This is a genomic window from Limnohabitans sp. (genome assembly GCF_017848645.1).
GTDB lineage: Bacteria > Pseudomonadota > Gammaproteobacteria > Burkholderiales > Burkholderiaceae_C > Limnohabitans_A.
In genome coordinates this window covers 1-24006 of sequence record NZ_JAFEIF010000005.1, presented here as the reverse complement: position 1 = coordinate 24006, position 24006 = coordinate 1, and the positions used below count along the sequence as shown (strand labels likewise).

Genomic DNA, 24006 nt, shown 5'->3' with positions numbered 1-24006 from the left:
GGCGAGCCGGGCTTTTTGTTGAGCAGCTGGGGTCTTACTCGCCCAAATAGGCGGCACGCACCTTGGGGTCTTCGAGCATCTCCTTGCCCACGCCGGTCATGGTGATAAGACCTGAGTCCATGACATAACCACGGTCGGCAATGGCCAGCGCACGGCTGGCGTTTTGCTCCACCAGCAGCACCGTGACGCCTTGGGCGTACACATCGCGCACCACCTCGAAGATCTTGTCGACCATGATGGGTGACAAGCCCATGGAGGGTTCATCCAGCAGCAAGACCTTGGGGCGACTCATCAGGGCACGACCCATGGCCAGCATTTGCTGCTCGCCACCTGACATGGTGCCCGCCAACTGGTCTTTGCGTTCACGCAGGCGCGGGAAGATGGTGAACATCTTCTCGATGTCGTCTGCAATGCCCGAATTGTCCGAGCGGATGTAAGCGCCCATTTGCAGGTTCTCGGTGATGGTCATGCGGGTGAACACGCCACGGCCTTCGGGCACCATGGCCAAGCCTTGCTTGACCAGGTCCCAGGGACCCTGGCCCTGGATGCTTTTGCCCAAGTACTCGATGTCTCCCACTTGCAAAGGCAAGGTGCCCGTGATCGCTTTCATGGTGGTGGTTTTGCCCGCACCGTTGGAGCCGATCAGCGAGACCAGTTCGCCCTCGCGCACCTCCAGGCTCACGCCCTTGACCGCCTGAATACCGCCATAGCCGACTTGCAGGTCTTTGACTTTCAAAAGAACATTGGCCATCTCAGTGCCCTCCCGTGCCCAGATAGGCTTCAATCACTTTTTCATTCTTCTGCACATCGGCAGGCGTGCCTTCGGCGATTTGCTTGCCGTAGTCGAGCACCGTGACACGGTCACACAAGCCCATCACCAGCTTCACATCGTGCTCGATCAGCAAAATGGTGCGGTTGTCCTTGCGGATCTGGTCGATCAACTCGCGCAGCTGCACCTTCTCGGTCGCGTTCATGCCGGCCGCGGGTTCGTCCAACGCAATCAATTGCGGGTCGGTCGCCAAAGCGCGGGCGATTTCCAGGCGACGTTGGTCGCCATACGACAGCGTGCGGGCCTTGAAGTCGGCGTATTTGCCAATGCCCACATAGTCGAGCAACTCTTGAGCACGCTGCGCGATGGCGGCCTCTTCGGCCTTGAAGCCGGGCGTGCGGAAAATCGCGCCCAGCAAGCCCGAGTGGGTGCGCACATGGCGGCCCACCATCACGTTTTCGAGCGCCGTCATTTCGGCGAACAAACGGATGTTCTGGAAGGTGCGGGCAATGCCGGCCTTGGCCACTTCGTGCACGGCTGTGGGCTGGTAGGGCTTGCCCGCCAGCTCGAATGAGCCGCTGTCGGGCGTGTACAGGCCCGTGATCACGTTGAAGAAGGTGGTCTTGCCCGCGCCGTTGGGGCCGATCAGGCCATAGACCTGACCGCGCTGGATGGTGATGCCCACGTCGGTCAGGGCCTGCAGGCCACCGAAACGCTTGGAAATGCCCGAGACCTTGAGGACGGTGTCTTTGTTCGCTGTTGGATTCATGGTCTGCTCCTTCATTTCGTCGTGAGCGATTTGCCATGCTCAGGCGAAGGCCACAGCCCGCGAGGCCGCATCAACATGATCACGATCATGGCCAAAGCCACGAGCAACTGGCGCAAGATGGACGCGTCCAGGCGGCCCCCGGTCATCTCCTGCAAGGGGCCGGCCACATAGCGCAGCACTTCGGGCAAGGCCGACAGCAAAATGGCCCCCAAAATCACGCCTGGCAAATAGCCCAGACCGCCCAAAACCACCATGGCCACGATCATCACCGACTCCATCAGACTGAAGGACTCGGGCGAGATGAAGCCCTGAAAGCCTGCAAACATGGCCCCCGAGACACCACCAAAGGTGGCGCCCATGCCAAAGGCCAGCAGCTTGAGGTTGCGGGTGTTCAGACCCATGGCCTTGGCGGCGATTTCGTCTTCACGGATCGCCATCCAGGCGCGGCCAATGCGGGACACCTCCAGCCGATGCGAGATCAAAATCGTCACCAGCACCAGACTCAGGAACAGGTAGTAGTACAGCGAGACCGAGGCGATCTCAAAGTCGCCGATCATCAGCTTTTGACCCAGGTTCACGCCAAAGATCGAGATCGGATCGATCTGCGACAGACCTTTGGGGCCGTTGGTGATGTTGACCGGGTGGTCCAGGTTGTTCATGAACACACGGATGATTTCACCAAAGCCCAAGGTCACGATGGCCAGGTAGTCGCCACGCAACTTGAGCGTGGGCGCGCCCAGCAGCATGCCGAACACTCCCGCCAAGGCGGCCGCCACAGGCACGATGAGCCAAATGGGCATGTGCATGCCCGTGGGATAGGCTGCAGCGATCCACGCAAAGGTGTTGGTCAGATGCGGTGACGACAGCAGGCCGTACATGTAGGCCCCCACCGCGAAGAAAGCCACGTAGCCGAGGTCAAGCAGACCCGCGTAGCCCACCACAATGTTCAGGCCTACGGCCAGCAGGATGTAGAGCAGCGCCATGTCGGCAATGCGCACCCAGGCGTTGCCGAACATTTGCAAAATCAATGGCAAAGCGATGAGCGTTGCACCGATCAGGATGTATTGGAGTGTCTTGTTGTTTTTCATGTTCACCTCCATCAAGCGCGGTCGGCCACCCGTTCACCCATGAGGCCCGAAGGACGCAGGGTCAACACGATGATCAAGACGATGAACGCAAAAATGTCGGTGTAATGGCTGCCCAGCACACCCCCTGTCAGGTAACCGATGTAGCCTGAGCCAATGGCCTCAATCAGACCCAGCAAAATGCCACCAATGACGGCGCCAGCCAGGTTGCCAATGCCACCAAACACGGCTGCCGTGAAGGCCTTAAGGCCCGGCAAGAAACCCATCGCGTGCTGCGCTGTGCCGTAGTTGGAGGCGTACATCACGCCTGCAATGGCGGCCAGCACGGCACCAATCACGAAGGTGGCTGAAATCACCATGTCGGGCTTGACACCCATCAAGGCGGCCACACGCGGATTCTCGGATGTGGCCCGCATGGCGCGGCCCAGGCGGGTGTAGTTGACCAGCCACATCAAAACAGCCAAAGAGACGGCCGTGACGCCCAAAATCATGATTTGGGTGGGCGTGATCACCACACCCCCCATATTGATGGGGGTGCTGGACAGCAAGGTGGGATAAGCCTTGTAGTTGGGCTTCCAGATGATCATGGCCAGGGTCTGCAGCAAAATGCTCATGCCAATCGCTGTGATCAGGGGGGCCAGTTTGGGGCTGTTGCGCAAAGGGCGGTAAGCGATCTTTTCAATCGAAAAGTTCAGGACCACGGCCACCACACAGGCGATCAAAGTGGCCAGAATCAGGATGACCCATCCGGGTGCACCGGGCATGGCACCCTGCATCATGCCGATGGCAGACCAGCTCGTCAGAGCGCCCACCATCAGCACTTCTCCGTGCGCAAAGTTGATCAGGTTGATGATGCCGTACACCATGGTGTAGCCCAAGGCCACCAGGGCGTACATGCTGCCCATGACCAGGCCGTTGATGACCTGCTGCAGAAAGACGTCCATTGATTTCTCCGTGTTTTGACCTGCGCTTAGCGGGTCTTAGCTTCGGTTGTTGTTTTAGGATCAAGAATCACCTTTTGGGTGAGCCCTGACAACTAGCAAAAACCCCGCCAGATTCATGCTTCACCGGGCGGGGTGGCGGGATTGTAGTGAAATAAAGGATCGCGCCAGTATTCATTGCCGTCGGGACTTACCCTGTGGCCGAATTTTTCTTTCGCAGTTCTTCCAGTTTGTCGGCAATTTTGATCTCTAAACCCCGGCGAACCGGTTTGTAAAAACCGGGTTCGGGCATGCCCTCTGGCAAATAACGCTCGCCTGCAGCAAAGCCGTCTTCCTCGTCGTGGGCATAGCGGTAGCCCTTGCCATAGTCCAGCTGTTTCATGAGCTGGGTGGGCGCATTGCGCAAATGCATGGGCACTGGGCGGGTTCCGTCTTTTTTGACCCAGGCCTTGGCTTGGTTGAAAGCCTTGTAGGCAGCATTCGATTTGGGGGCCACGGCCAAATAAATCACGCACTGCGCCAGCGTCAACTCGCCCTCGGGGCTGCCCAGACGCTCGTACACCTCGGCCGCGTCCAGCGCCATGCGCAGCGCTCGCGGGTCGGCCAGGCCAATGTCTTCGCTGGCCATGCGGATCAGGCGCCTGGCCATGTAGCGCGGGTCAGCTCCTCCGTCGAGCATGCGCACAAACCAATACAGGGCGGCATCCGGGTCCGAGCCACGCACCGATTTGTGCAAGGCGCTGATGGTGTCGTAGAACTGCTCGCCGCCTTTGTCGTAGCGGCGCATGCGCTCGCCCAGCACGCGCATCAGCCACGCGTCGGTCACCGGATCGATGCTTTCCTGCCGGGCCGCCATGGCCAGTGTTTCCAGCGTGTTGAGCAAACGCCGGGCATCGCCATCGGCATAGGCCAGCAAGCGGGCCAACGCCTCGGGCTCGATGGCGGGAATGGCTTGAATGGCCTGTGCCCGCAGCACGATGCTTTGCAGGTCTTCCTCGGTCAAGGGCTGCAGCACATACACCGCCGCCCGCGACAGCAAGGCCGAATTGACCTCAAAAGAAGGGTTCTCGGTGGTGGCCCCGATGAAGGTGAACAGGCCGCTTTCCACATGGGGCAAAAACGCGTCTTGCTGGCTTTTGTTGAAGCGGTGCACCTCGTCCACGAACATGATGGTGCGCTGGGGGTGCAAGCCGGTGCGGGCCGCTTCGGCTTTTTCCACCGCTTCGCGGATGTCCTTGACGCCGCCCAGCACCGCACTGATGCTCAAGAATTGCGCGTCAAACGCGTCGGCCATCAAACGGGCGATGGTGGTTTTGCCTACGCCCGGCGGCCCCCACAAAATGCAGCTGTGCGGCTGGCCCGACTCGAAAGCCAGTCGCAGTGCCATGCCCTCGCCCAACAAATGCTGCTGGCCAATCACCTCACCCAACTGGCGCGGGCGCAAGCGCTCGGCCAAAGGGGCGTGAGAGGCGTGGGGCGAGAGACTGGCGGCTTTCATCTGCACCCGGGCAGCATCAGGGGCGAATCACGTCCGCGCCCGCTGGGGCCTTGAACACAAAGGTGCTGGCGGACAAGGCCGGGTTCAGCTCAAAGCCCGTGAATGTCAGCAAGGAGCGCTGGCCCAGGCTGTCCTGCACGTCGAGCACGGCCAGCTCGGGCCCGGAGGCCGATGCACGCAAGCCCACCATCACGGTGCGAATTTGCCCATCGGGTGACTGGGGCGTGGCGCGCACCCACTGCAGACCGCCCTGGTCGGGCTCGGGGCTGAACTTGAAGTCGGCTTTGAGGGCCTGCAAATCCGAAGCGGCCGTCAGCAAGGCGGCCGGGGTCGAGCCCAGCACCTGCGACTGCGCGCGGGCCGTGACCTGGTTCAAGTCCACATCGTGCAGCCACAAGGTCTGGCCATCGGCCACCAGGGTTTGCACAAAGGGCTTGCGGTAGTCGAAGCGAAACTTGCCTGGCCGCTGAAACTCGAAGCGGCCACTGGATGTTTTGGCGCGCGGGGTCTGGCCCGGGCGACTGGGCGAGGTGACCACCTGGGTGAAGTCGGCGCGGCCGCTGCGGGCCTGCTTCATGAACTGGGCCAGCAAGTCCACGCTGTCGGCCTGCGCGGGCAGGGCCATGAAACCCAAAGCCCCTGCCCACAAAGCCCATGCACCGATGCCCAACACAGCGCGACGTTGCCCAAGAAAGTTTGTCATTCGGTTCACTCTGCCCGTGCGGGCACCAAAATTTCACGCTGACCGCTGCCGCTCATGGCGCTGACCAGGCCTGCTTTTTCCATGTCTTCCACCAAGCGGGCAGCGCGGTTGTAGCCAATCTTGAGGTGGCGTTGCACCAGCGAGATGCTGGCCTTGCGGTTCTTCAAGACGACCTCCACGGCCTGGTCGTACATCGGGTCTTTCTCGCCGTTATCGCCCTCGCCCAGCATGCCGCCATCGTCGTCTGTGGTGCCGCCTTCGAGCACGCCTTCGATGTAGTCGGGCTCGCCCTGGCTCTTGAGGTAATTCACCACCCGGTGCACTTCCTCGTCGCTCACAAAAGCGCCGTGCACCCGAATCGGAAAGCCCGTGCCCGAAGGCATGTACAGCATGTCGCCCATGCCCAGCAAGGCTTCGGCGCCCATCTGGTCAAGGATGGTGCGGCTGTCGATCTTGCTCGACACCTGAAACGCAATGCGGGTCGGGATGTTGGCCTTGATGAGGCCGGTGATCACGTCCACGCTGGGGCGTTGCGTGGCCAAAATCAAATGGATGCCTGCCGCGCGGGCCTTCTGGGCCAAACGCGCAATCAGCTCTTCGATCTTTTTGCCCACCACCATCATCAAATCAGCCAACTCGTCGATCACGACCACGATGTGCGGCAGGCGCTTGAGCGGCTCCGGATCATCGGGTGTGAGGCTGAAGGGGTTGTAGATGAACTCTTCGCGTGCCGTGGCTTCGTCGATTTTCTGGTTGTACCCGGCCAGGTTGCGCACGCCCATCTTGCTCATGAGCTTGTAGCGCTTTTCCATCTCGGCCACACACCAGTTCAGGCCGTTTGCGGCTTGGCGCATGTCGGTCACCACCGGGGCCAGCAGGTGCGGAATGCCTTCATAAACCGACATCTCCAGCATCTTGGGGTCGATCATCAAAAGGCGCACATCGCGCGCTTCGGCTTTGTACAGCAGCGACAAGATCATGGCGTTGATACCCACCGACTTGCCCGAGCCAGTCGTGCCGGCCACCAGCACATGCGGCATCTTGGCCAGATCGGCCACCACCGGGTTGCCGATGATGTCCTTGCCCAAGCCCATGGTCAGCATGGACTTGGCCTCGTGGTAGACCTGCGAGCCCAGAATTTCGCTGAGCTTGATCGACTGGCGCTTGGCGTTGGGCAATTCCAGCGCCATGAAATTCTTGCCCGGAATCGTCTCGATCACCCGGATGGACACCAGGCTGAGCGAACGCGCCAGGTCTTTGGCCAGGTTCACCACCTGCGAGCCCTTGACACCCGTGTCCGGCTCGATCTCGTAGCGCGTGATCACCGGACCAGGGGCCGCCGCCACCACGCGCACCTTGACACCAAAGTCAGAGAGCTTTTTCTCGATCAGGCGGCTGGTCATCTCCAGCGTCTCGGGCGATACGGTTTCCTGCCGAATGGACAGGCTGTCGAGCAAATCCACCTGCGGCAGCTTGCTGTCAGGCAGCTCGTTGAACAGGGGCTTCTGGCGCTCCTTGACCACACGGTCACTGCGCGGCACCTCCATCACGGGCGGCTCAATCACACGGGGCTGCGCTTTGGCAACCGGCACCGGCACGGCGGGCAAATCGAGCTGGCCATCGGGCGAGACGTGGACGGGTGGGTCCAGGTCCCACTCCGGCTCGATGGCCTGAGGCGAGAGGGCCTGCTGACGTTCACGCAAAGCCTGTTGGCCCAAAGCGAGGTCTTCCTCGATTTCGCGCTTTTCGTGTCGCGACCGGATCAAGGCGTCGAGCCGACCCCCGATTTTTTCGGCCAACTGTCCCCAGGAAAAGCGAAACACCATGGCCACGCCCACCAAGGCCAGCACGATGCCCAACAGGGCCGATCCGTTGAAGCCCAAGCCGCGCACAGCGACGGCCCCCACCAGGTAACCCAGCACCCCGCCGCTGTGCCCGGGCAAGGCCGATTCAAGACGGTAAAGGCGCGTCCACTCCAGGCCGCAACTGGCCAAGAGCAAGACCGCCAGCCCCCCCCAGAACACCCACAAGCTGCGCTGCCAGAGGGGCTTGTCCAAGGTGTCTTGCGGGCCAGCGCCGCGCAACCAACGGGCCAAAGCCACCAACCACACCCGAAGGCCCGCGGCCACACACCACCAGGCCGAAAAGCCCATCAGGAAATAAGCCAAATCCGAGACCCAGGCGCCCCAGCGACCCGCCCCATTGCGCACAGCCTCACCGCCACCCGAAGTGGACCATGCCGGATCTTGCGGGTGGTAGCTCCACAGGGCCACCGTCACAAACAAGAGCAGCCCCGCCCCCAGCAGCAAGAGGATTTCCTGGGCAAAACGTGACCACAGCGTCTGAGGCGCAGCGGAAGCCACGCCAGCGCCATCTCGGGTCAAGGTGTTCAGTGAGTAAGTCATAAATGAAGTGTCAAGCTTACCCGATCAAGGCCGGATCAGGCACAGCGCCATGCACCCACATGCCGGGTTCTCAGCCCCGCAACCCAGGAAGCCGACAGCCCGGGGTGCCCAGCAGCAAAGCCTTGATGCCCGTTGTGTTTGGGGGTTTCTTACAATGCATGTCTCTGGAATTTTTTCCACGCCCTTTGTCTTGATGACCGGATAGCCTTTTTATGTCGACCCCCACACAACACGCCCAAGTCCTGATCCTCGGCTCTGGCCCCGCCGGTTACACCGCCGCCGTTTACGCCGCCCGCGCCAACCTCAAACCCCTGTTGATCACCGGCATGGCGCAAGGCGGCCAGCTCATGACCACCACCGAGGTGGACAACTGGCCCGCTGACGTGCACGGCGTGCAAGGCCCGGACCTGATGCAACGTTTCCAGGAACACGCCGAGCGCTTCAACACCCAGATCGTGTTTGACCACATCCACACCGTCAAGCTGGAGCAGCGCCCCTTCACCCTGATCGGCGACAGCGGCACCTACACCTGCGACAGCCTGATCATCGCCACGGGTGCATCGGCCAAATACCTAGGCCTGCCGTCCGAAACCGCTTTCATGGGCCGCGGCGTGAGCGGCTGCGCCACCTGCGACGGCTTTTTCTACCGCGACCAAGTTTGCTGCGTGGTGGGCGGCGGCAACACTGCCGTCGAAGAAGCCCTTTACCTGTCCAACATCGCCAGCAAGGTCTATTTGGTCCACCGCCGCGACAAGTTCAAGGCCGAGCCCATCTTGGTGGACAAACTGATGGACAAAGTCGCTGCAGGCAAGATCGAACTCAAAACCTTCCAGACCCTGGAAGAAGTGCTGGGCGACGCCTCCGGCGTGACCGGCATTCGCCTGAAAAGCACCAAAGACGGCAGCCTGCACGACGTCGAACTCAAGGGCTGCTTCATCGCCATTGGCCATGCCCCCAACACCGACATCTTCCAGGGCCAATTGACGCTGGAAAACGGCTACATCGTGACCCAAAGCGGCTTGAAGGGCTTTGCCACCCAGACATCGGTGCCCGGCGTGTTTGCCGCCGGCGATGTGCAAGACCACGTTTACCGCCAAGCCATCACCAGCGCCGGCACGGGCTGCATGGCCGCGCTCGATGCGCAGCGTTTTCTGGAACAGCACAACGGTTGAAGACGAAACGCCAGAGTCGACGTTCAAGTTGCAGGCACTGCGACAACGAACCTCGACAAAGGCGTTGCGGGTGGCTGCCGGGGTGATGTGGCAAAGCGAAGCGCCTCTGAACCCCGGCAGGCACCCGTAACGCCTCCCCCACCAAGGCCAAAATTACCCAGCCTTGGTCACAAAAGACCAACCCAAGGGTTCAAGCCCGCGCTTTCTGGCTATAATTCAAGGCTTTGCTGGAACTGCCCGGGTTTTCATTCGGGATCACGGAGCCAGCGATCTGGGATACCGCCACCCATCTTGGCGAGGTGAGGCTGGAGCGCCAGGCCCCGTGCAAATCTGCACGAGACCCATCGGCACCAGCTGTTTAAAAAGTATCGGAGTGTCCACATGGCACGCGTTTGCGACGTAACGGGCAAAGGCCCAATGACCGGGAACAACGTTTCCCACGCCAACAACAAAACCAAGCGCCGGTTCCTGCCGAACCTGCAATACCGTCGTTTCTGGGTTGAAACAGAAAACCGTTGGGTGCGCCTGCGCGTCTCCAGCGCTGCTCTGCGCCTGATCGACAAAAACGGCATCGATGCCGTGCTCGCAGACCTGCGTGCACGCGGTCAAGCCTAAACCCAGAACATTAGGAGTCATCTACCATGGCAACCAAAGGCGGACGCGAAAAAATCAAGCTGGAATCCACAGCTGGCACTGGTCACTTCTACACGACCAGCAAAAACAAGAAAACCATGCCCGAGAAAATGTCGATCATGAAGTTCGACCCCAAAGCTCGCAAGCACGTTGAATACAAGGAAATCAAGCTGAAGTGATTCGGCCTGAGCCTTGCAACAAAAAACCCGCCTCTGGCGGGTTTTTTTACGTCCCAACACTGAGCATGTTGCGAGCCAAGCGGTTTCTCCAAGGATGCACCCGAACCTTCACGGGATCATCACTTGGCCAACCTATTTGTCCAACATCAGCAAACCGAATGCCGCAAAGCAAACAGGGCCCGAAGGCCCTGTTTGGATGTTCTCGGATACAGATCAGGCCGTTTGACGAACCGCACGCAACTTGACCGAGAAGTCACGCAGTGCAGAGATGCCACTTTCTTCGGCCCGACGGCACCAAGCCTGGAGGTCGGCGGCCAATTGCTCGCGGGAATGCGAGGTGTTCAGCCAAATCTGGCTCAGCTCTTCGCGCATTTGCACCATCTTGTCGAGCACGGGACTCGCAGCGCGGGCTTGCTGGAGATGGGCCTGAGCCGCAGCGGGCACCTTGGCGGCATCGCGGTGCAACCAACGCTGGGCCGCCTGCATCACACTGGCGTCCAGCTTGAGCTTGCCGGCTTCTTGTTGCATCACGGTGCGCACATTGCGGGCATAGCCCGCCATCACTTCGTAACGGTTGGCAATCAGGGCTTCCAGGGTCTTTTCGTCGGCCACAGGGCGGATGTCGCCGTAAGCCAGACGAGGCGGTGTCTTTTTGACGGTGGCCATGCCCAAGGTTTCGAGCACGCGGATGTACAACCAGCCGATGTCGAACTCGTAAGGCTTGACCGACAGCTTGGCCGAGGTGGGGTAAGTGTGGTGGTTGTTGTGCAACTCTTCGCCACCGATCAGGATGCCCCAAGGCGAGATGTTGGTGCTGGCGTCGTGCGCCTCAAAGTTGCGGTAACCCCAGTAGTGGGCCGCACCGTTGATGATGCCGGCCGCCGTGATCGGGATCCAGGCCATTTGCACAGCCCAGACCGTCAGGCCCAAAAAGCCAAACAGGGCCACATCGATGATCAGCATCAGGGCCACGCCTTGCCAGGAAAAGCGGGTGTACAGGTTGCGCTCGATCCAGTCGTCGGGTGTGCCGTGGCCAAACCGCTTGATAGTGTCCAGGTTCTTCGATTCCTTGCGGTACAGCTCAGCGCCCGTGAACAACACGGTTTTGATGCCGTGCACATGGGGGCTGTGCGGGTCTTCAGCTTGCTCGCACTTGGCGTGGTGCTTGCGGTGGATGGCCGCCCACTCCTTGGTCACCTGGCCCGTGGTCAGCCACAGCCAGAAACGGAAAAAGTGCGAGGGAATAGCGTGCAGGTCCAAGGCGCGGTGCGCCTGGTGACGGTGCAGGAAAATGGTGACGCTGGCGATGGTGATGTGGGTCAGGGCCAAGGTGATCAACACCATTTGCCACCAAGCCAAGTCGAACAGGCCGTTGCCCATCCAGTGAACCACTGCATCCAAAAAAGCCCAATCAGGCAACAACATGAGTCTGTCTTTCTACTGGCGCCTGAAACCAGGCAATACGACGATTTTAAGTTTGCTGCCCCAAAAAGGACAGCGATTTCGACCGACTTCGGCCGATAGGGGCTTCAAAGTATTACTTTTTAACCCAAGCTGCGGCAAAAAACCCATCCGTGGCATGGCGATGGGGCCACAGCCTCAGGAATGTGCCGGCTGGCGGGGCATCGGGGTGGACATCGCCCGATGGGGCAAGTGAGCACAGGCTGGCTGCGTGGGGCACTTTGAGCCTGTCGAGCTCTTGCGCCACGTTCAAGGGGACAAAATCCGGGTTGGCGGCGCTGAAGGCTTGCGCGATCAGCTCGTTTTCCTCGGGCAACACGCTGCAGGTGGCATACACCAAACGGCCGCCCGACTTGACCATGCGCGAGGCGCTTTGCAGGATGGCTTGCTGCTTTTCGGTCAACTCTTGCACAGCTTGGGGCTTTTGTCGCCATTTCAAGTCAGGGTTGCGGCGCAAGGTGCCCAAGCCCGAGCACGGCGCATCGACCAATACGCGGTCGATCTTGCCCGACAGGCGTTTCACGCGCTCGTCGCGCTCGTGCGCAATGGCCGCCGGGTGCACATTCGACAAGCCGCTGCGGGCCATGCGGGGTTTGAGGGCATCGAGGCGGTGGCCCGACACGTCAAACGCGTACAAACGGCCCGTGCTGCGCATGGCCGCGCCCAGCGCCAGCGTTTTGCCGCCCGCACCTGCGCAAAAGTCCACCACCATCTCGCCCCGGTGAGCGTCCACCAGCAAGGCCAGCAGCTGCGAGCCTTCGTCTTGCACCTCGATCGCACCCCGGATGAAGGCGTCGGTCTTTTGCAAGGCGGGTTTGCCTTGCAAGCGCAAACCCCAAGGCGAATAGGGTGTGGGCTCGGAGGCGATGCCCGCTTGCGCGAGCTCTTTTTGGATGTCGCTGCGCTTGGCGTTGAGCATGTTCACGCGCAGGTCCAAGGTGCCGGGCTGCTGCAAATGCTCGGCCAAGTCCCAGAAATCCTCGCCCAATTGGGCTTGCAGGGCTTGCGCCATCCAATCGGGCAGGTTGTGGCGGTGCGGGGCCATCAGGGCGTCGCCCGGAATGGCGTCGCAGGTCGCGAGCCATTTTTTTTCGGTGTCGTTCAGGGCCGAGGCCAAAAAATCGCGCGGGCCAAAAAAGCCCAAAATCGCCAGCTTGCGCTCTTTGGCACCCGAGCCGGAGCGGGCCAGTTGTTCAAAGAGCAGCTTTTTGCGCAGCACCGCAAAAGCGGTTTCGGCCAGGGTGGCGCGTTCACGGGGGCCCAAAGAGCGGTGTTCGCGGAAATAGCGCGACACGACAGCGTCGGCAGGATGTTCAAATTGGAGGACCAGCCTGACCAAATCGGCGCAGGCGTCTAAAAGGGCTTTTGGATGCATAGGGCTGCATTGTCCCATCCCCGTCCCTTTGTCAGACACACATCACAGGAAAGACATGTCAGAACCACTGCCACCGATGATCGAAACGCCCAAAGGCCTGTACCGCCATTACAAAGGTGGCCAATACCGCGTGCTGGGCACCGTGCGCCACAGCGAAGACCTGCAACACATGACGCTGTACCAGGCGCTTTATGGCGAGCAAGGCCTGTGGGTGCGGCCTGCCGCCATGTTTGCCGAAGTGGCCGAATTCAATGGAAAAGTTCAACCACGCTTTGAACGCATTGGAGATTGAGCCAAAAACTCAGCGACCGCCTGCGGGTAGATCAAGTGCTCTTGGCTGAGCACACGTGCCGCCAAGGTGTCGGCCGTGTCATCGGCCAAAACTGGCACCACCGCCTGCGCCAGGATGGCGCCATGGTCGAGCTCGGCCGTGACCTGGTGCACCGTGGCCCCGGCAAAGCGGCATCCGGCATCGATCGCCCGCTGGTGCGTGTTCAGCCCCGGGAAAGCGGGCAACAAAGACGGATGGATGTTGAGCAAGCGCCCGGCATAGTGCGCCACAAACCCGGGGGTCAGGATGCGCATGAAGCCCGCCAACACCACCAGCGCGGGGGCGTGCCGGTCGATTTCGGCCATCAAAGCGGCATCAAAGTCTTGGCGGCTGGCAAAGGCCTTGTGGTCCAGCACGGCGGTGGCAATGCCGTGGTCTTGGGCAAAGGCCAGGCCTTGGGCATCGGCCCGGTTGCTCAGCACGGCGGCCACCCGGGCGTTCAGGCGTTGGCTCCAGCGGCCCTGCTCTGCCGCACGCACGATGGCGGCCATGTTGGAGCCCGAGCCCGAAATCAGAATGACGATGTTTCTCATGAAGGGCCGGATTATCCCTGCTCACTGAAAGTCTCTTGGCTTTTGTCGCCCCAAGGACAAGCCGAATCGACCTGCGCATGATAAAAAGCACGGTCGTTTGATTTTGCTTGAACTGCACTCAAAAACACCCACCCCCAACGGAGAGATTCCCCCATGGATTTGGCATTCACCCCCGAAGAGCTCGCGTTCCGCGACGAGATCCGCACCTGGGTCAAGGCAAACTTGCCCGCTGACATTTCACAAAAAGTGCACAACGCCATGCGTCTGACCCGCGAGGACATGCAGCGCTGGGCCAAGATTTTGGGCAAAAAAGGCTGGCTGGGCCATGGCTGGCCCACGCAGTTTGGCGGCCCGGGCTGGACCGCCGTGCAAAAGCATTTGTTTGAAGAAGAATGCGCCCTGGCCGGTGCCCCCCGCGTCGTGCCTTTTGGCCCCGTGATGGTGGCCCCGGTGATCATGGCTTTTGGCAACGCCGAGCAGCAACAGCGCTTTTTGCCCGGCATCGCCAGCGGCGAAGTCTGGTGGAGCCAGGGCTACAGCGAGCCGGGCTCCGGCTCTGACCTGGCGTCGCTGAAGACCCGCGCCGAGCGCGTGGGCGACAAATACATCGTCAACGGCCAGAAAACCTGGACCACGCTGGGCCAATACGGCGAGTGGATTTTTTGCCTGGTGCGCACCAGCACCGAAGGCAAACCCCAAACCGGCATCTCCTTCCTCTTGATCGACATGAAATCGCCCGGCATCACCGTGCGCCCCATCAAACTGCTGGACGGCGAGTGCGAAGTCAACGAAGTCTGGTTTGACAACGTCGAAGTGCCCGCAGAGAACCTGGTGGGCGAGGAAAACAAGGGCTGGAACTACGCCAAGCACCTGCTGGCCCACGAGCGTACCAACATCGCCGACGTGAACCGCGCCAAGCGCGAGCTCGAGCGCCTCAAGCGCATCGCCAAAGCCGAAGGCGTGTACGACGACATGCGCTTCCGCGACGAAATCGCCAAGCTCGAAGTCGACATCGTGGCACTCGAAATGCTGGTGCTGCGCGTCCTGTCCGCCGAAAAGTCGGGCAAGAACTCGCTCGACATTGCCGGTCTCCTGAAGATCAAGGGCAGCGAAATTCAGCAGCGCTACACCGAGCTGATGATGCAGGCCGCAGGCCCCTTCGCCCTGCCCTTCATCTTCGAAGCCATGGACGCGGGTTGGCAAGGCAACTTCCCCGGCGGTGTGGTGGCCAACGCGCCACTGGCCGCCAACTACTTCAACATGCGCAAGACCACCATTTACGGCGGCAGCAACGAAGTGCAACGCAACATCGTCGCCCAGACAGTTCTGGGTTAAGGAGACACACATGGATTTCGATTTTTCTGACGACCAAGAACAACTGCGCGACGCGGTGCGCAAATGGGTGGACAAGGGCTATGACTTTGACCGCCGCCGCACCATCGTCGCAGCCGGGGGCTTTGACCGTGCCGCTTACGGCGAAATGGCCGAACTGGGCCTGACGGGCCTGTACGTGAGCGAAGAGCACGGCGGCATGGGCATGGGCCCGACCGAAGCCATGGTCACCATGGAAGAACTCGGGCGCGGCATCGTGCTCGAACCCCTCACCCAAACCCTGATCTGCAGCGCCACGCTGCAAACCCACGCCCCTGCAGCCCTGCAAGCCGCTTGGTTGACGCGCATGGCGGCAGGCGAAGCCATCGTCGTGCTGGCGCAGCAGGAGCGCGGGGCACGTTACCAGCTGAACCGTTGCGCCGCCCAGGCCAGCGAGTCTGGCGGCGCTTGGACCGTGACCGGCACCAAGAGCGTGGTGGCCATTGGCGACCAAGCCGACGCTTTTGTGGTGCCCGCCACCGTCAACGGTCAAATCGCCCTGTTTTTGGTCGAGCGCAGCGCCAGCGGCGTGAGCACTCAGGCGTACGGCACACAAGACGGCTCACGCGCCGCCGAAGTGGTGTTGAACAAGGCCGCTGCCCAACTGATCACTCTGAACGGCCTGGCCGCTTTGGAAGAGGCGGTGGACATCGGCATCGCGTGCACTTGCGCCGAAGCCGTGGGCGTGATGGACAAGACTTTGGCCATCACCGTGGATTACATGAACACGCGCAAGCAGTTCGGTGTGAACATCGCCAGCTTCCAGGCCCTGCGCCACCGCGTGGCCGACATGAAGATGCAGCTGGAGTTGGGCCGCTCGATGAGCTACTACGCCAGCCTCAAGCTGCATGCGCCCGCCGACGAGCGCCGCCGCGCCTTGGCCCGCGCCAAGTACCAGCTGGGCGTGTCCATGCGCTTCATCGGCCAGCAAGCGGTGCAGCTGCACGGCGGCATTGCCGTCACGGACGAGTACATCGTGAGCCACTACTTCAAGAAATTGACGCAGCTGGACATGACATTCGGCGACACCTTGCACCAATTGGGCGAAGTGTCAGCCCGCATGCAGGAGACGGCGGGCGTGTTCGCTTGAAGAGAACCAGTAACCCGAGCAAGGCGGGAGGGCGGCGCGGGTCGGGCGATGCGGCAAAGCGAAGCGCCTCTGAGCCCGAAACGCGCCGTCCTTTCGCCTTGCAGCTCATCACCAAAATCGTCTGAATGAGCCACCCAACGAGAAGGCCCCAAAAGGGGCCTTTTTTGTTGCTCAAAACTTCCTGTGGGTTTGTCTCTGAACTACACCGGGGAGTGGGCTCGCACCCAGTCACGCATGGCGTCATTCATTCGGGTCTGCCAGCCCTTGCCGGTGGAGCGGAAAGCTTCCAGCACATCGGCATCCAATCGGATGGTGATGCGTTCTTTGACGACCTCAGCGCGAGGTCGCCCGCGTGGCTTGAGCATCGTCTGTGCGGCCTGGTTTCCGAACAGCTCGGGCAAGACATCTGACGCAGGGCGGGCGCGGGCAAAGTCTGCATCCGTCCATTCCGGGTTGTCGTCATCTGTCAGTTCTGGGTTTGGGCGTTTTGGCATATCTCTTGACCTCTCTCGAATTGGCCTTGCGCAGACTGATGACATGCACCTTGCCTTCGCGCGGCGTGAATACAACGGCGTGCAACCGCCCCCCGATGAACCCCAGCACCTGAAATCGCCGCTCTCCGTAGGCTTTGCGGGTGTCTTCCTCCATCAGCGCATGGGCCCAGTCAAGCTGCTCGACAAGCTCAAACGGCAAACCACGGCTTGCCATATTGGCGGCATTCTTGGCTGGATCGAATCCAATCTTCACCATTTTATTGTATGCACATTAAATAAAGATTGCAAGTTTTTAGATGTTTTGAATACTCTTTACATGCTCACTCCACCTCCCGCACCCGCAGAAAAGACGCAAAACGCGGCAAACCCGAGGGCGTGCGCTCACGGTAACGGTATGTGACCCAGGCCCCCACGGGCGGCGGGTTGCGGCGCTGTGCATCGCTCAATCCAGACCCCAAGGCAAAGCGCTGACCCGAAGGCATTTGCACCAGCAAAGCCCCGGTCATGCCCAGCAAACGCCCCTTGCCGGGTTGGTGCCCCACCACCAAGCCCTCTTCGTCCAACTCAGGTTTCAACTTAAACACTGCATCCGTGCGGCCCGGCTGCCACAGGGCATCGGCCCGGTGCAGCATCAGCCCCTCGCCGCCTTGCCGCACTGTGTCCTGCAACAAGGCCTGCAAAGCGCGGGCGTCGATCACCTCGCGCTGCGCAACAGGCATCAGCCAAGGCTGCTGCGCTTTCGCCAATGTGGATTGCACAAAAGCCACACGCTGCGCAAACGGGGCGTCATGGCCGGGCGCGTCAAACACCAGGTACTTCACCGCCCGCCAGGCATCGTCGTCGGGCTCGGTCTGGCGCACCACACCAGAGAGCCGGTCAAACGCCCCACGCGCCATCCACAACTCGCCGTCGAGCGCGACCCGGGGCAGCGCCGACAAAAACCAAGCCGGGGCCGCAATCACCCGACCGCTGCGAAAACGCAAGACCTGCCCATCCCAAACAGCCCGCACACCGTCGAATTTTTCACTGACTGAAAACCCTTGTGGCGAGCGCCCCGGGGGCCAGGGCATGGCCAGCTGAACGCCACTCGCTGCCCCTGACGGAACCGCCCCCAAGGCCTGGGCCCAAACGCTGGGCATCAGCCAAGGCGACAAGAGCAGCGCAGACAAGCTGGCGCGTCGACCCAGGTCCGAAGTGGGTGCCTGAGGCTGGCGCGAGGCGCGGCCCTTGAGTGGGGCCGGGTCGCGGCCCGGTAAAAAGGCCAGAGATGGATGGGGCATGATCGGTCTCCCTGAGCACCCCTAGGCCCAGAGCTGCCTAAAAAAGCAATCTGGGGTGGGGTCTTTTGTTTTCAGGAAGTGATGATGCGACGCTTTGCGCATCCGCGCAAGCCGCGTCGCCTGGCCGTCTCGCTCAGGCCATCAAACGCGAACTCTTGGGCACATGTGCCATCAAAAACGCCATCTGGTCGCTCAGGATGCGGCGGTTGCGCAAGATGAAGTCTTCCCACAGGCTGGGCACATAGGGCGCGTACAGCAGAGGCATCTTGGCTTGCTCCGGCGTGCGGCTGCTTTTGCGATGGTTGCAGGATCGGCAAGCCGTGACCACGTTCATCCAGTGGTCGGGGCCGTTTTGGCACAACGGCACGATGTGTTCACGGGTCAGCACCGACTCGTGAAAATACCCACCGCAATACGCGCAGACATTGCGATCGCGCACGAACAACTTGGGGTTGGTCAAACCAGAGCGCATGTCAAAGGGGTTGATGCGGGGCACGCCCTGGGTGCCGATGATGCTGTTGACGGTGATGATGGATTGCTGGCCCGTGAGCGCGTTGTGCCCCCCGTGAAACACGGCCACTTGCTGGCCCGCCTCCCAGCGCACCTCGTCGGCCGCGTAATGGGTGACAGCTTGCTCCAGTGTGATCCACGATTGCGGCAAGCCTTGGGCCGAGAGTTTCAAAACCTTCACAGACGCCTCCATCCAACAGTTTAAAAAACCACTGACACGAAAAGTTCCGTCTCGATCCTGCTGGACGCGGCTGATGCCAAGGCCAAAAGGATCGGGCTCGGTCACAATATACCCTCTTACATTGACAAATCCGTGAAAGCTGGCGCTTGGCCCAGCGCACAGGCAGGACATGAGCAGCGACATGAAGGTTTTCCGAGGCTTCCACCACCCCGACTTGGCCCCCGCTTGCGCCCTGACCATTGGCAACTTCGACGGCGTGCACCGCGGTCACCAAGCCATGCTGGCCCTCTTGCGCAGCGAAGCCGCGCACCGGGGCGTGCCCAGCTGCGTCATGACCTTCGAGCCCCACCCGCGCGACTACTTTGCCAAGGCCCTGAACAAGCCCGATCTGGCCCCGGCCCGCATCGCCACGCTGCGCGACAAACTGCAAGAACTCGAGCGCTGCGGCGTCGACCAAGTGGTGGTGGTGCCCTTTGACGCCCGCCTGGCCAGCCAGTCGCCCGAAGACTTCATCCAGCAGGTACTGGTGCAGGGCCTGGGCGTGCGCTATGTGCTGGTGGGCGACGATTTCCGCTTTGGCGCGAAACGCGCTGGCGACTACGCCATGCTCGACGCGGCCGGGCAAAACTTGGGCTTTGACGTGGCCCGCATGAACAGCTACGAGGTGCGCGGCCTGCGCGTGTCCAGCTCGGCCGTGCGCGATGCGCTGGCCAAAGGCGACCTGCCAGCGGTGCAGGCCCTGCTGGGCCGCCCTTACAGCATCAGCGGCCATGTGGTGCATGGGCGCAAGCTCGGGCGCGAGTTGGCCGCCACCGCAGAAGGCGCGGGCGACGGCTTTCGCACGCTGAATTTGCGCTTTTCGCATTGGAAGCCCGCCGCCAGTGGCATCTTTGTGGTTCAGGTGCATGGCCTGACCGATCAAGCCCTGAAGGGCGTGGCCAACTTAGGCATCCGCCCCTCACTCGACCCTAATGACGTGAACGGCGGGCGTGTGCTGCTGGAGACCCATGCCTTCGACTGGCCCGCCCAGCTGGGGGCCGAGGGGGGCTACGGTAAAATCATCCGCGTGGACTTGCTGCATAAATTACACGACGAACTGAAATACGACGGTCTGGACGCCCTGACACGGGGCATCGCCAAAGACTGTGACGATGCACAAGCGTGGTTTGCTTCGCGCCATGGTGAAACCAGCCGCCAGACCACCCGCGACCGAATTTGACGCTCCGGCCCTCGTTTGCCGCCTTCGACAGGCTCAGGGCAAACGACCTCCACGGCCCACCCCCTCTTGATCTCTCCGAACGGCACGCCGCTCGGGCTGAGCTTGTCGAAGCCCTCTCGACCCGACGCACCATGACCGACAAAACCCAGAACCCCGACACCCGCATCAACATGATGGACACCCCCTTCCCGATGCGCGGCGATTTGCCCAAGCGCGAGCCGGGCTGGGTGAGCGAGTGGAACGATGGCGGTTTGTACAAAAAACTGCGTGCCGCCCGGCAAGGCGCCCCGCTGTTTGTGCTGCACGACGGCCCGCCTTACGCCAACGGCAAACTGCACATCGGCCACGCGCTCAACAAAGTGCTCAAAGACATGATCGTCAAGTCCAAGCAACTCGCGGGGTTTGATGCGCAATACATCCCCGGCTGGGACTGCCACGGCCTGCCGATCGAAAACGCGATTGAAAAACTGCACGGCCGCAACCTGAGCCGTGACGACATGCAGGCCAAGAGCCGCGCCTTTGCCACCGAGCAAATTGGCCAGCAGCGCGAAGACTTCAAGCGCCTGGGCGTGCTGGGCGACTGGGAACGCCCTTACCGCACCATGGACCCGGCCAACGAAGCCGGTGAAATCCGCGCCTTCAAGCGCGTGATCGAGCGCGGCTTTGTCTACCGTGGCCTGAAACCCGTTTATTGGTGCTTTGATTGCGGCTCGTCCTTGGCCGAGTTCGAGATCGAATACGCCGACAAAAAGAGTGACACGCTGGACGTGGCTTTTGAAGCCGACAACAACGCCGCTCTGGCTGCTGCCTTTGGCTTGACCCAGCTGCCCGGTGAAAACAGCAAGAAGGCCTTTGCCGTCATCTGGACAACCACCGCCTGGACCATCCCTGCCAACCAGGCCCTGAACGCCCACCCCGAGCTGGAATACGCCCTGGTGGACACGCCCCGCGGCGTGCTGATGCTGGCCGCCAGCCTGGTCGAGAAGTGTTTGGAACGCTACAAACTGCAAGGCACCGTGGTCGCCACCGCCGTGGGCGAAAAACTGCGTGGCCTCGTCTTCCGCCACCCGCTGCACGACACCGTGACCGCCGAAGAAGGCGGTCCCTACAGCTACCGCCGCAAGTCCCCTCTGTACCTGGCCGAGTACGTGACCGCCACCGACGGCACGGGCATCGTGCACTCGTCGCCCGCCTATGGTGTGGACGACTTCAACTCCTGCGTGGCCAACGGCCTGGCCTACGACGACATCCTCAACCCGGTGCAAGGCAACGGTGTGTATGCGCAAGAGCTCCCCTTCTTTGGCGGCCAACACATCTGGAAAGCCTGCGCCCGCGTGATCGAGGTGCTGGGCCAGAGCGACCGCCTGATGGCCACCGTGGAAATCACCCACAGCTACCCGCACTGCTGGCGTCACAAGACGCCCGTCATCTACCGCGCGGCCGCCCAGTGGTTTGTGCGCATGGACGAAGGCGAGGGCGTGTTCACGAAGGACAAAGCGCCCAAGACCCTGCGCCAGCTGGCACTGGACGCGATCGAACAAACCCAGTTCTACCCCGAAAACGGCAAATCCCGCCTGCGCGACATGATCGCCAACCGCCCGGACTGGTGCATCTCGCGCCAGCGCTCATGGGGCGTGCCCGTGCCCTTCTTCTTGCACAAGGACAGTGGCGAGTTGCACCCGCGCACCATGGAAATCCTCGATCAAGCCGCTGACATCGTCGAAAAAGGCGGCATCGAAGCCTGGAGCCGCGTGACGGTGGAAGAGATTTTGGGCTCAGCCGACGCCCCCAGCTACACCAAGAGCACCGACATTCTGGAAGTCTGGTTTGACTCCGGCTCCACCTTCCAGCATGTGCTGCGCACCAGCCACAAAGACGCTTATGGCGTGGCGCCTTTCCATGCCGCGGGTCCTGAGGCCGATCTGTACCTGGAAGGCCACGACCAGCACCGCGGCTGGTTCCACAGCTCGCTGCTGCTGGGCTGCGCCTTGTACGACCGCGCCCCTTACCGAGGCCTGTTGACCCACGGCTTTGCCACCGACGGCCAAGGCCGCAAGATGAGCAAATCGCTGGGCAACACCGTCGAGCCACAAACCATCAACTCCAAGATGGGCGCGGAAATCGTGCGCCTGTGGGTGGCCAGCACCGACTACTCGGGCGACCTGAACATCGACGACAAAATCCTGGCCCGCGTGGTCGATGCCTACCGCCGCATCCGCAACACCTTGCGTTTTTTGCTGGCCAACGTGAGCGACTTCGACCCGGCGCTTGATGCCGTGCCCGACGACCAGCTGCTGGAAATCGACCGCTTTGCGCTGGCCCGCGCTGCCCAGTTGCAGGCCGACATCCGCGCCCACTTCGACATGTACGAATTCCACCCCGTGGTCTCCAAGCTGCAGATCTACTGCTCGGAAGACCTGGGCGCGTTCTATCTGGACGTCCTGAAAGACCGCCTGTACACCACAGCACCCAAGAGCCTGGCCCGCCGCAGCGCACAAACGGCGCTCTACCGCATCACCCACGGCATGCTGCGCTGGATGGCACCTTTCCTGTCGTTCACGGCCGAAGAAGCCTGGAAGACTTTCGGTACATCGGAGTCCATCTTCCTGGAAACCTTCAGCGACTTCGGCGCGGCCGATGCACCTCAACATATCGCTCTGCTCGCCAAGTGGGCCCGCATCCGCGAAATCCGCGACCTGGTGAACAAGGACATCGAAAACCTGCGCACCGCAGGCCAGGTGGGCGCGTCGCTGCAAGCCGAGATCACCCTCGCTGCGCCTGCTGCAGACCACGCCTTGCTGGCGAGTTTGGACGCGGACATCAAGTTCGTGTTCATCACCTCCAAAGTGACTTTGCAGGCAGGCGAAGCATTGGCGGTGCAGGTCACTGCCAGCCAGGCCACCAAGTGCGAGCGCTGCTGGCACTACGCTGACGACGTGGGCCACGACGCGGATCACCCCACGATTTGCGGGCGCTGCGTGAGCAACCTCTACGGCGCTGGCGAAACCCGCAGCGTGGCCTGACCTTCACGCACCAACCACACGAGGCAAACCCATGGCCAGCAGCAAAAAAATCGGCAAAAGCTACGCCAGCAAAAGCCCGGGCATGGCGCTCTGGCTGGGCATCGCCCTCTTGGTGCTGCTGCTCGACCAGTTCACCAAGGTGCTGGTGCTGGGCGCTTTCCAGCTCGGAGACAGCACGCCCATCACCTCGTTTTTCAACCTGGTGCGGGTGCACAACCACGGCGCAGCGTTCTCGTTTCTGGCGGGTGCGGGCGGCTGGCAGCGCTGGTTTTTCACCGGCATCGGCGTGGCGGCGGCCCTCTTCATGGTCTGGATGCTGCGGGCCCACCCCGGCCAAAAACTCTTTGGCCTGGCCATCTCGCTCATTTTGGGCGGGGCGATTGGCAACGTCATTGACCGCCTGCTGCACGGCTATGTGGTCGACTTTCTGGACTTCTACTGGGGCACCTGGCACTTCCCGGCCTTCAACGTGGCCGATGCCGGTATCAGCGTGGGCGCTGCGCTGTTGATCCTGGACGAAATCTTGCGGGTGCGGCGCGGGCGTTAAGTTACATCGCAATCACTTGAAGCCCACCGAGTTGGCCATTGGACGGTGCGGATGGCCGATTTCCTGGCGCGAAGCGACTGATGAGGCCATTCGCACCGCCCAATGGCCAAAACCCACAATGGCCAGATCTCATGTAAGCTGGACAACCTGATTTTTTCACCACGGAGATCCCCATGCCCGGATTGCTGCCCCACATTGACCCCGATGGTCTGCTCGAATTTTCGGTGGTCTACACCGACCGCGCCTTGAACCACATGTCCAAGCGCTTTGGCGGGGTGATGACCGACATCTCGCGCATGCTCAAAACAGTCTATGGAGCGCACTCGGTCGCACTGGTCCCCGGCAGCGGCACCTTTGGCATGGAGTCTGTCGCCCGCCAGTTCGCCACCAACCAGCATGTCATGGTGATCCGCAACGGCTGGTTCAGCTTCCGCTGG

The 24006-nt window shown here is 61.5% G+C and carries 23 protein-coding genes and 1 pseudogene; 10 read left to right on the top strand and 14 right to left on the bottom strand.

Annotation, left to right across the window (positions count from 1 at the left end):
- Nucleotides 1–34: 34 nt before the first annotated feature.
- The 7 genes from QZ190_RS01380 to QZ190_RS01350 all read right to left on the bottom strand — a co-directional run bounded on the left by QZ190_RS01380 (nt 35) and on the right by QZ190_RS01350 (nt 8170).
- The gene (locus tag QZ190_RS01380) at nt 35–751 is read right to left on the bottom strand and encodes an ABC transporter ATP-binding protein (RefSeq protein ID WP_291912699.1); all 717 of its coding nucleotides are present in this window, start codon (nt 749–751) and stop codon (nt 35–37) included.
- A 1-nt stretch (nt 752) separates the two neighbouring features.
- A complete protein-coding gene (locus tag QZ190_RS01375; protein ID WP_291912697.1) occupies nt 753–1553 on the bottom strand; it encodes an ABC transporter ATP-binding protein in 801 nt (266 codons plus the stop codon).
- Entirely contained in the window at nt 1550–2626 is a 1077-nt protein-coding gene (locus QZ190_RS01370) for an ABC transporter ATP-binding protein (RefSeq protein ID WP_291912695.1), read from the bottom strand. Before QZ190_RS01370 ends, QZ190_RS01375 begins: the two co-directional genes overlap by 4 nt.
- A gap of 11 nt (nt 2627–2637) precedes the next feature.
- The gene (locus QZ190_RS01365; protein WP_291912694.1) at nt 2638–3567 is read right to left on the bottom strand and encodes a branched-chain amino acid ABC transporter permease; all 930 of its coding nucleotides are present in this window, start codon (nt 3565–3567) and stop codon (nt 2638–2640) included.
- A gap of 187 nt (nt 3568–3754) precedes the next feature.
- Nucleotides 3755–5062 (bottom strand): replication-associated recombination protein A, encoded by a 1308-nt coding sequence (locus tag QZ190_RS01360; RefSeq protein WP_291912693.1) that lies wholly within the window; start codon nt 5060–5062, stop codon nt 3755–3757.
- A 16-nt stretch (nt 5063–5078) separates the two neighbouring features.
- On the bottom strand, nt 5079–5687 hold the full coding sequence (gene lolA, locus QZ190_RS01355) for an outer membrane lipoprotein chaperone LolA (protein WP_291912822.1): 609 nt from the start codon (nt 5685–5687) through the stop codon (nt 5079–5081).
- An 83-nt stretch (nt 5688–5770) separates the two neighbouring features.
- Nucleotides 5771–8170, bottom strand: a complete 2400-nt coding sequence (locus tag QZ190_RS01350; protein WP_291912691.1) for a DNA translocase FtsK — start codon at nt 8168–8170, stop codon at nt 5771–5773.
- Between the two features lie 212 nt (nt 8171–8382).
- Here QZ190_RS01350 and trxB point away from each other — a divergent pair, with 212 nt between their 5' ends.
- The 3 genes from trxB (at nt 8383) to rpmG (ending at nt 10154) form a co-directional block, all read left to right on the top strand.
- The gene (gene trxB, locus QZ190_RS01345; RefSeq protein ID WP_291912688.1) at nt 8383–9342 is read left to right on the top strand and encodes a thioredoxin-disulfide reductase; all 960 of its coding nucleotides are present in this window, start codon (nt 8383–8385) and stop codon (nt 9340–9342) included.
- A gap of 381 nt (nt 9343–9723) precedes the next feature.
- Nucleotides 9724–9957: a 50S ribosomal protein L28 gene (gene rpmB, locus QZ190_RS01340; protein ID WP_026039317.1), complete on the top strand. Its 234-nt coding sequence runs from the start codon at nt 9724–9726 to the stop codon at nt 9955–9957.
- 26 nt (nt 9958–9983) lie between these two features.
- Nucleotides 9984–10154, top strand: a complete 171-nt coding sequence (gene rpmG, locus QZ190_RS01335) for a 50S ribosomal protein L33 (protein ID WP_006298735.1) — start codon at nt 9984–9986, stop codon at nt 10152–10154.
- Between the two features lie 213 nt (nt 10155–10367).
- On the opposite strand, the gene QZ190_RS01330 is transcribed toward rpmG, so the two are convergent.
- On the bottom strand, nt 10368–11579 hold the full coding sequence (locus QZ190_RS01330; protein ID WP_291912659.1) for an acyl-CoA desaturase: 1212 nt from the start codon (nt 11577–11579) through the stop codon (nt 10368–10370).
- 112 nt (nt 11580–11691) lie between these two features.
- A complete protein-coding gene (locus QZ190_RS01325; protein WP_291912657.1) occupies nt 11692–12990 on the bottom strand; it encodes an RsmB/NOP family class I SAM-dependent RNA methyltransferase in 1299 nt (432 codons plus the stop codon).
- Nucleotides 12991–13045: 55 nt separating this feature from the next.
- Between QZ190_RS01325 and QZ190_RS01320 the strand changes: the two genes are divergently transcribed.
- Nucleotides 13046–13282: a DUF1653 domain-containing protein gene (locus QZ190_RS01320; protein WP_291912655.1), complete on the top strand. Its 237-nt coding sequence runs from the start codon at nt 13046–13048 to the stop codon at nt 13280–13282.
- Here the strand turns inward: QZ190_RS01320 and purN are convergent.
- Nucleotides 13252–13854: a phosphoribosylglycinamide formyltransferase gene (gene purN, locus QZ190_RS01315; RefSeq protein WP_291912653.1), complete on the bottom strand. Its 603-nt coding sequence runs from the start codon at nt 13852–13854 to the stop codon at nt 13252–13254. The two genes, QZ190_RS01320 and purN, sit on opposite strands and share 31 nt — an antisense overlap.
- A 153-nt stretch (nt 13855–14007) precedes the next feature.
- Here purN and QZ190_RS01310 point away from each other — a divergent pair, with 153 nt between their 5' ends.
- Together QZ190_RS01310 and QZ190_RS01305 are read left to right on the top strand one after the other, a co-directional pair.
- Nucleotides 14008–15189: an acyl-CoA dehydrogenase family protein gene (locus QZ190_RS01310; protein WP_291912651.1), complete on the top strand. Its 1182-nt coding sequence runs from the start codon at nt 14008–14010 to the stop codon at nt 15187–15189.
- Nucleotides 15190–15199: 10 nt separating this feature from the next.
- A complete protein-coding gene (locus QZ190_RS01305) occupies nt 15200–16315 on the top strand; it encodes an acyl-CoA dehydrogenase family protein (RefSeq protein WP_291912648.1) in 1116 nt (371 codons plus the stop codon).
- 200 nt (nt 16316–16515) lie between these two features.
- On the opposite strand, the gene QZ190_RS01300 is transcribed toward QZ190_RS01305, so the two are convergent.
- The 4 genes from QZ190_RS01300 to QZ190_RS01285 form a co-directional block, all read right to left on the bottom strand.
- Entirely contained in the window at nt 16516–16809 is a 294-nt protein-coding gene (locus tag QZ190_RS01300) for a BrnA antitoxin family protein (RefSeq protein WP_291912646.1), read from the bottom strand.
- A complete protein-coding gene (locus QZ190_RS01295) occupies nt 16775–17065 on the bottom strand; it encodes a BrnT family toxin (protein WP_291912644.1) in 291 nt (96 codons plus the stop codon). The genes QZ190_RS01300 and QZ190_RS01295 overlap by 35 nt, the downstream gene beginning before the upstream one ends.
- Nucleotides 17066–17129: 64 nt before the next feature.
- Entirely contained in the window at nt 17130–18089 is a 960-nt protein-coding gene (locus QZ190_RS01290) for a DNA ligase (RefSeq protein ID WP_291912642.1), read from the bottom strand.
- A 133-nt stretch (nt 18090–18222) separates the two neighbouring features.
- Complete coding sequence (locus QZ190_RS01285; RefSeq protein WP_291912640.1) at nt 18223–18780, bottom strand: HNH endonuclease; 558 nt, start codon at nt 18778–18780, stop codon at nt 18223–18225.
- Nucleotides 18781–18961: 181 nt separating this feature from the next.
- Between QZ190_RS01285 and QZ190_RS01280 the strand changes: the two genes are divergently transcribed.
- The 4 genes and pseudogenes from QZ190_RS01280 to QZ190_RS01265 form a co-directional block, all read left to right on the top strand.
- A complete protein-coding gene (locus QZ190_RS01280; protein ID WP_090138725.1) occupies nt 18962–19999 on the top strand; it encodes a bifunctional riboflavin kinase/FAD synthetase in 1038 nt (345 codons plus the stop codon).
- Nucleotides 20000–20130: 131 nt separating this feature from the next.
- Nucleotides 20131–23022 carry an isoleucine--tRNA ligase gene (gene ileS / locus QZ190_RS01275; RefSeq protein ID WP_291912635.1) on the top strand — a complete coding sequence of 964 codons (2892 nt, stop codon included), beginning with the start codon at nt 20131–20133 and terminating at the stop codon, nt 23020–23022.
- 31 nt (nt 23023–23053) lie between these two features.
- Nucleotides 23054–23569: a signal peptidase II gene (gene lspA / locus QZ190_RS01270; protein ID WP_090138239.1), complete on the top strand. Its 516-nt coding sequence runs from the start codon at nt 23054–23056 to the stop codon at nt 23567–23569.
- A 173-nt stretch (nt 23570–23742) separates the two neighbouring features.
- Nucleotides 23743–24006, top strand: a pseudogene (locus tag QZ190_RS01265) (alanine--glyoxylate aminotransferase family protein); the annotation flags it as partial.

What these genes read in the sequence shown, in the direction of transcription:
- rpmB (WP_026039317.1), top strand. Translation starts at nt 9,724, where the DNA reads ATGGCACGCGTTTGCGACGTAACGGGCAAAGGCCCAATGACCGGGAAC.
- QZ190_RS01320 (WP_291912655.1), top strand. Translation starts at nt 13,046, where the DNA reads ATGTCAGAACCACTGCCACCGATGATCGAAACGCCCAAAGGCCTGTAC.
- QZ190_RS01380 (WP_291912699.1), bottom strand. Translation starts at nt 751, where the DNA reads ATGGCCAATGTTCTTTTGAAAGTCAAAGACCTGCAAGTCGGCTATGGC.
- QZ190_RS01360 (WP_291912693.1), bottom strand. Translation starts at nt 5,062, where the DNA reads ATGAAAGCCGCCAGTCTCTCGCCCCACGCCTCTCACGCCCCTTTGGCC.
- QZ190_RS01300 (WP_291912646.1), bottom strand. Translation starts at nt 16,809, where the DNA reads ATGCCAAAACGCCCAAACCCAGAACTGACAGATGACGACAACCCGGAA.
- QZ190_RS01365 (WP_291912694.1), bottom strand. Translation starts at nt 3,567, where the DNA reads ATGGACGTCTTTCTGCAGCAGGTCATCAACGGCCTGGTCATGGGCAGC.
- QZ190_RS01325 (WP_291912657.1), bottom strand. Translation starts at nt 12,990, where the DNA reads ATGCATCCAAAAGCCCTTTTAGACGCCTGCGCCGATTTGGTCAGGCTG.
- QZ190_RS01295 (WP_291912644.1), bottom strand. Translation starts at nt 17,065, where the DNA reads ATGGTGAAGATTGGATTCGATCCAGCCAAGAATGCCGCCAATATGGCA.
- QZ190_RS01290 (WP_291912642.1), bottom strand. Translation starts at nt 18,089, where the DNA reads ATGCCCCATCCATCTCTGGCCTTTTTACCGGGCCGCGACCCGGCCCCA.
- trxB (WP_291912688.1), top strand. Translation starts at nt 8,383, where the DNA reads ATGTCGACCCCCACACAACACGCCCAAGTCCTGATCCTCGGCTCTGGC.
- QZ190_RS01280 (WP_090138725.1), top strand. Translation starts at nt 18,962, where the DNA reads ATGAAGGTTTTCCGAGGCTTCCACCACCCCGACTTGGCCCCCGCTTGC.
- purN (WP_291912653.1), bottom strand. Translation starts at nt 13,854, where the DNA reads ATGAGAAACATCGTCATTCTGATTTCGGGCTCGGGCTCCAACATGGCC.
- QZ190_RS01375 (WP_291912697.1), bottom strand. Translation starts at nt 1,553, where the DNA reads ATGAAGGAGCAGACCATGAATCCAACAGCGAACAAAGACACCGTCCTC.
- rpmG (WP_006298735.1), top strand. Translation starts at nt 9,984, where the DNA reads ATGGCAACCAAAGGCGGACGCGAAAAAATCAAGCTGGAATCCACAGCT.
- QZ190_RS01310 (WP_291912651.1), top strand. Translation starts at nt 14,008, where the DNA reads ATGGATTTGGCATTCACCCCCGAAGAGCTCGCGTTCCGCGACGAGATC.
- QZ190_RS01370 (WP_291912695.1), bottom strand. Translation starts at nt 2,626, where the DNA reads ATGAAAAACAACAAGACACTCCAATACATCCTGATCGGTGCAACGCTC.
- ileS (WP_291912635.1), top strand. Translation starts at nt 20,131, where the DNA reads ATGACCGACAAAACCCAGAACCCCGACACCCGCATCAACATGATGGAC.
- QZ190_RS01350 (WP_291912691.1), bottom strand. Translation starts at nt 8,170, where the DNA reads ATGACTTACTCACTGAACACCTTGACCCGAGATGGCGCTGGCGTGGCT.
- lolA (WP_291912822.1), bottom strand. Translation starts at nt 5,687, where the DNA reads ATGGCCCTGCCCGCGCAGGCCGACAGCGTGGACTTGCTGGCCCAGTTC.
- QZ190_RS01330 (WP_291912659.1), bottom strand. Translation starts at nt 11,579, where the DNA reads ATGTTGTTGCCTGATTGGGCTTTTTTGGATGCAGTGGTTCACTGGATG.
- QZ190_RS01305 (WP_291912648.1), top strand. Translation starts at nt 15,200, where the DNA reads ATGGATTTCGATTTTTCTGACGACCAAGAACAACTGCGCGACGCGGTG.
- lspA (WP_090138239.1), top strand. Translation starts at nt 23,054, where the DNA reads ATGGCCAGCAGCAAAAAAATCGGCAAAAGCTACGCCAGCAAAAGCCCG.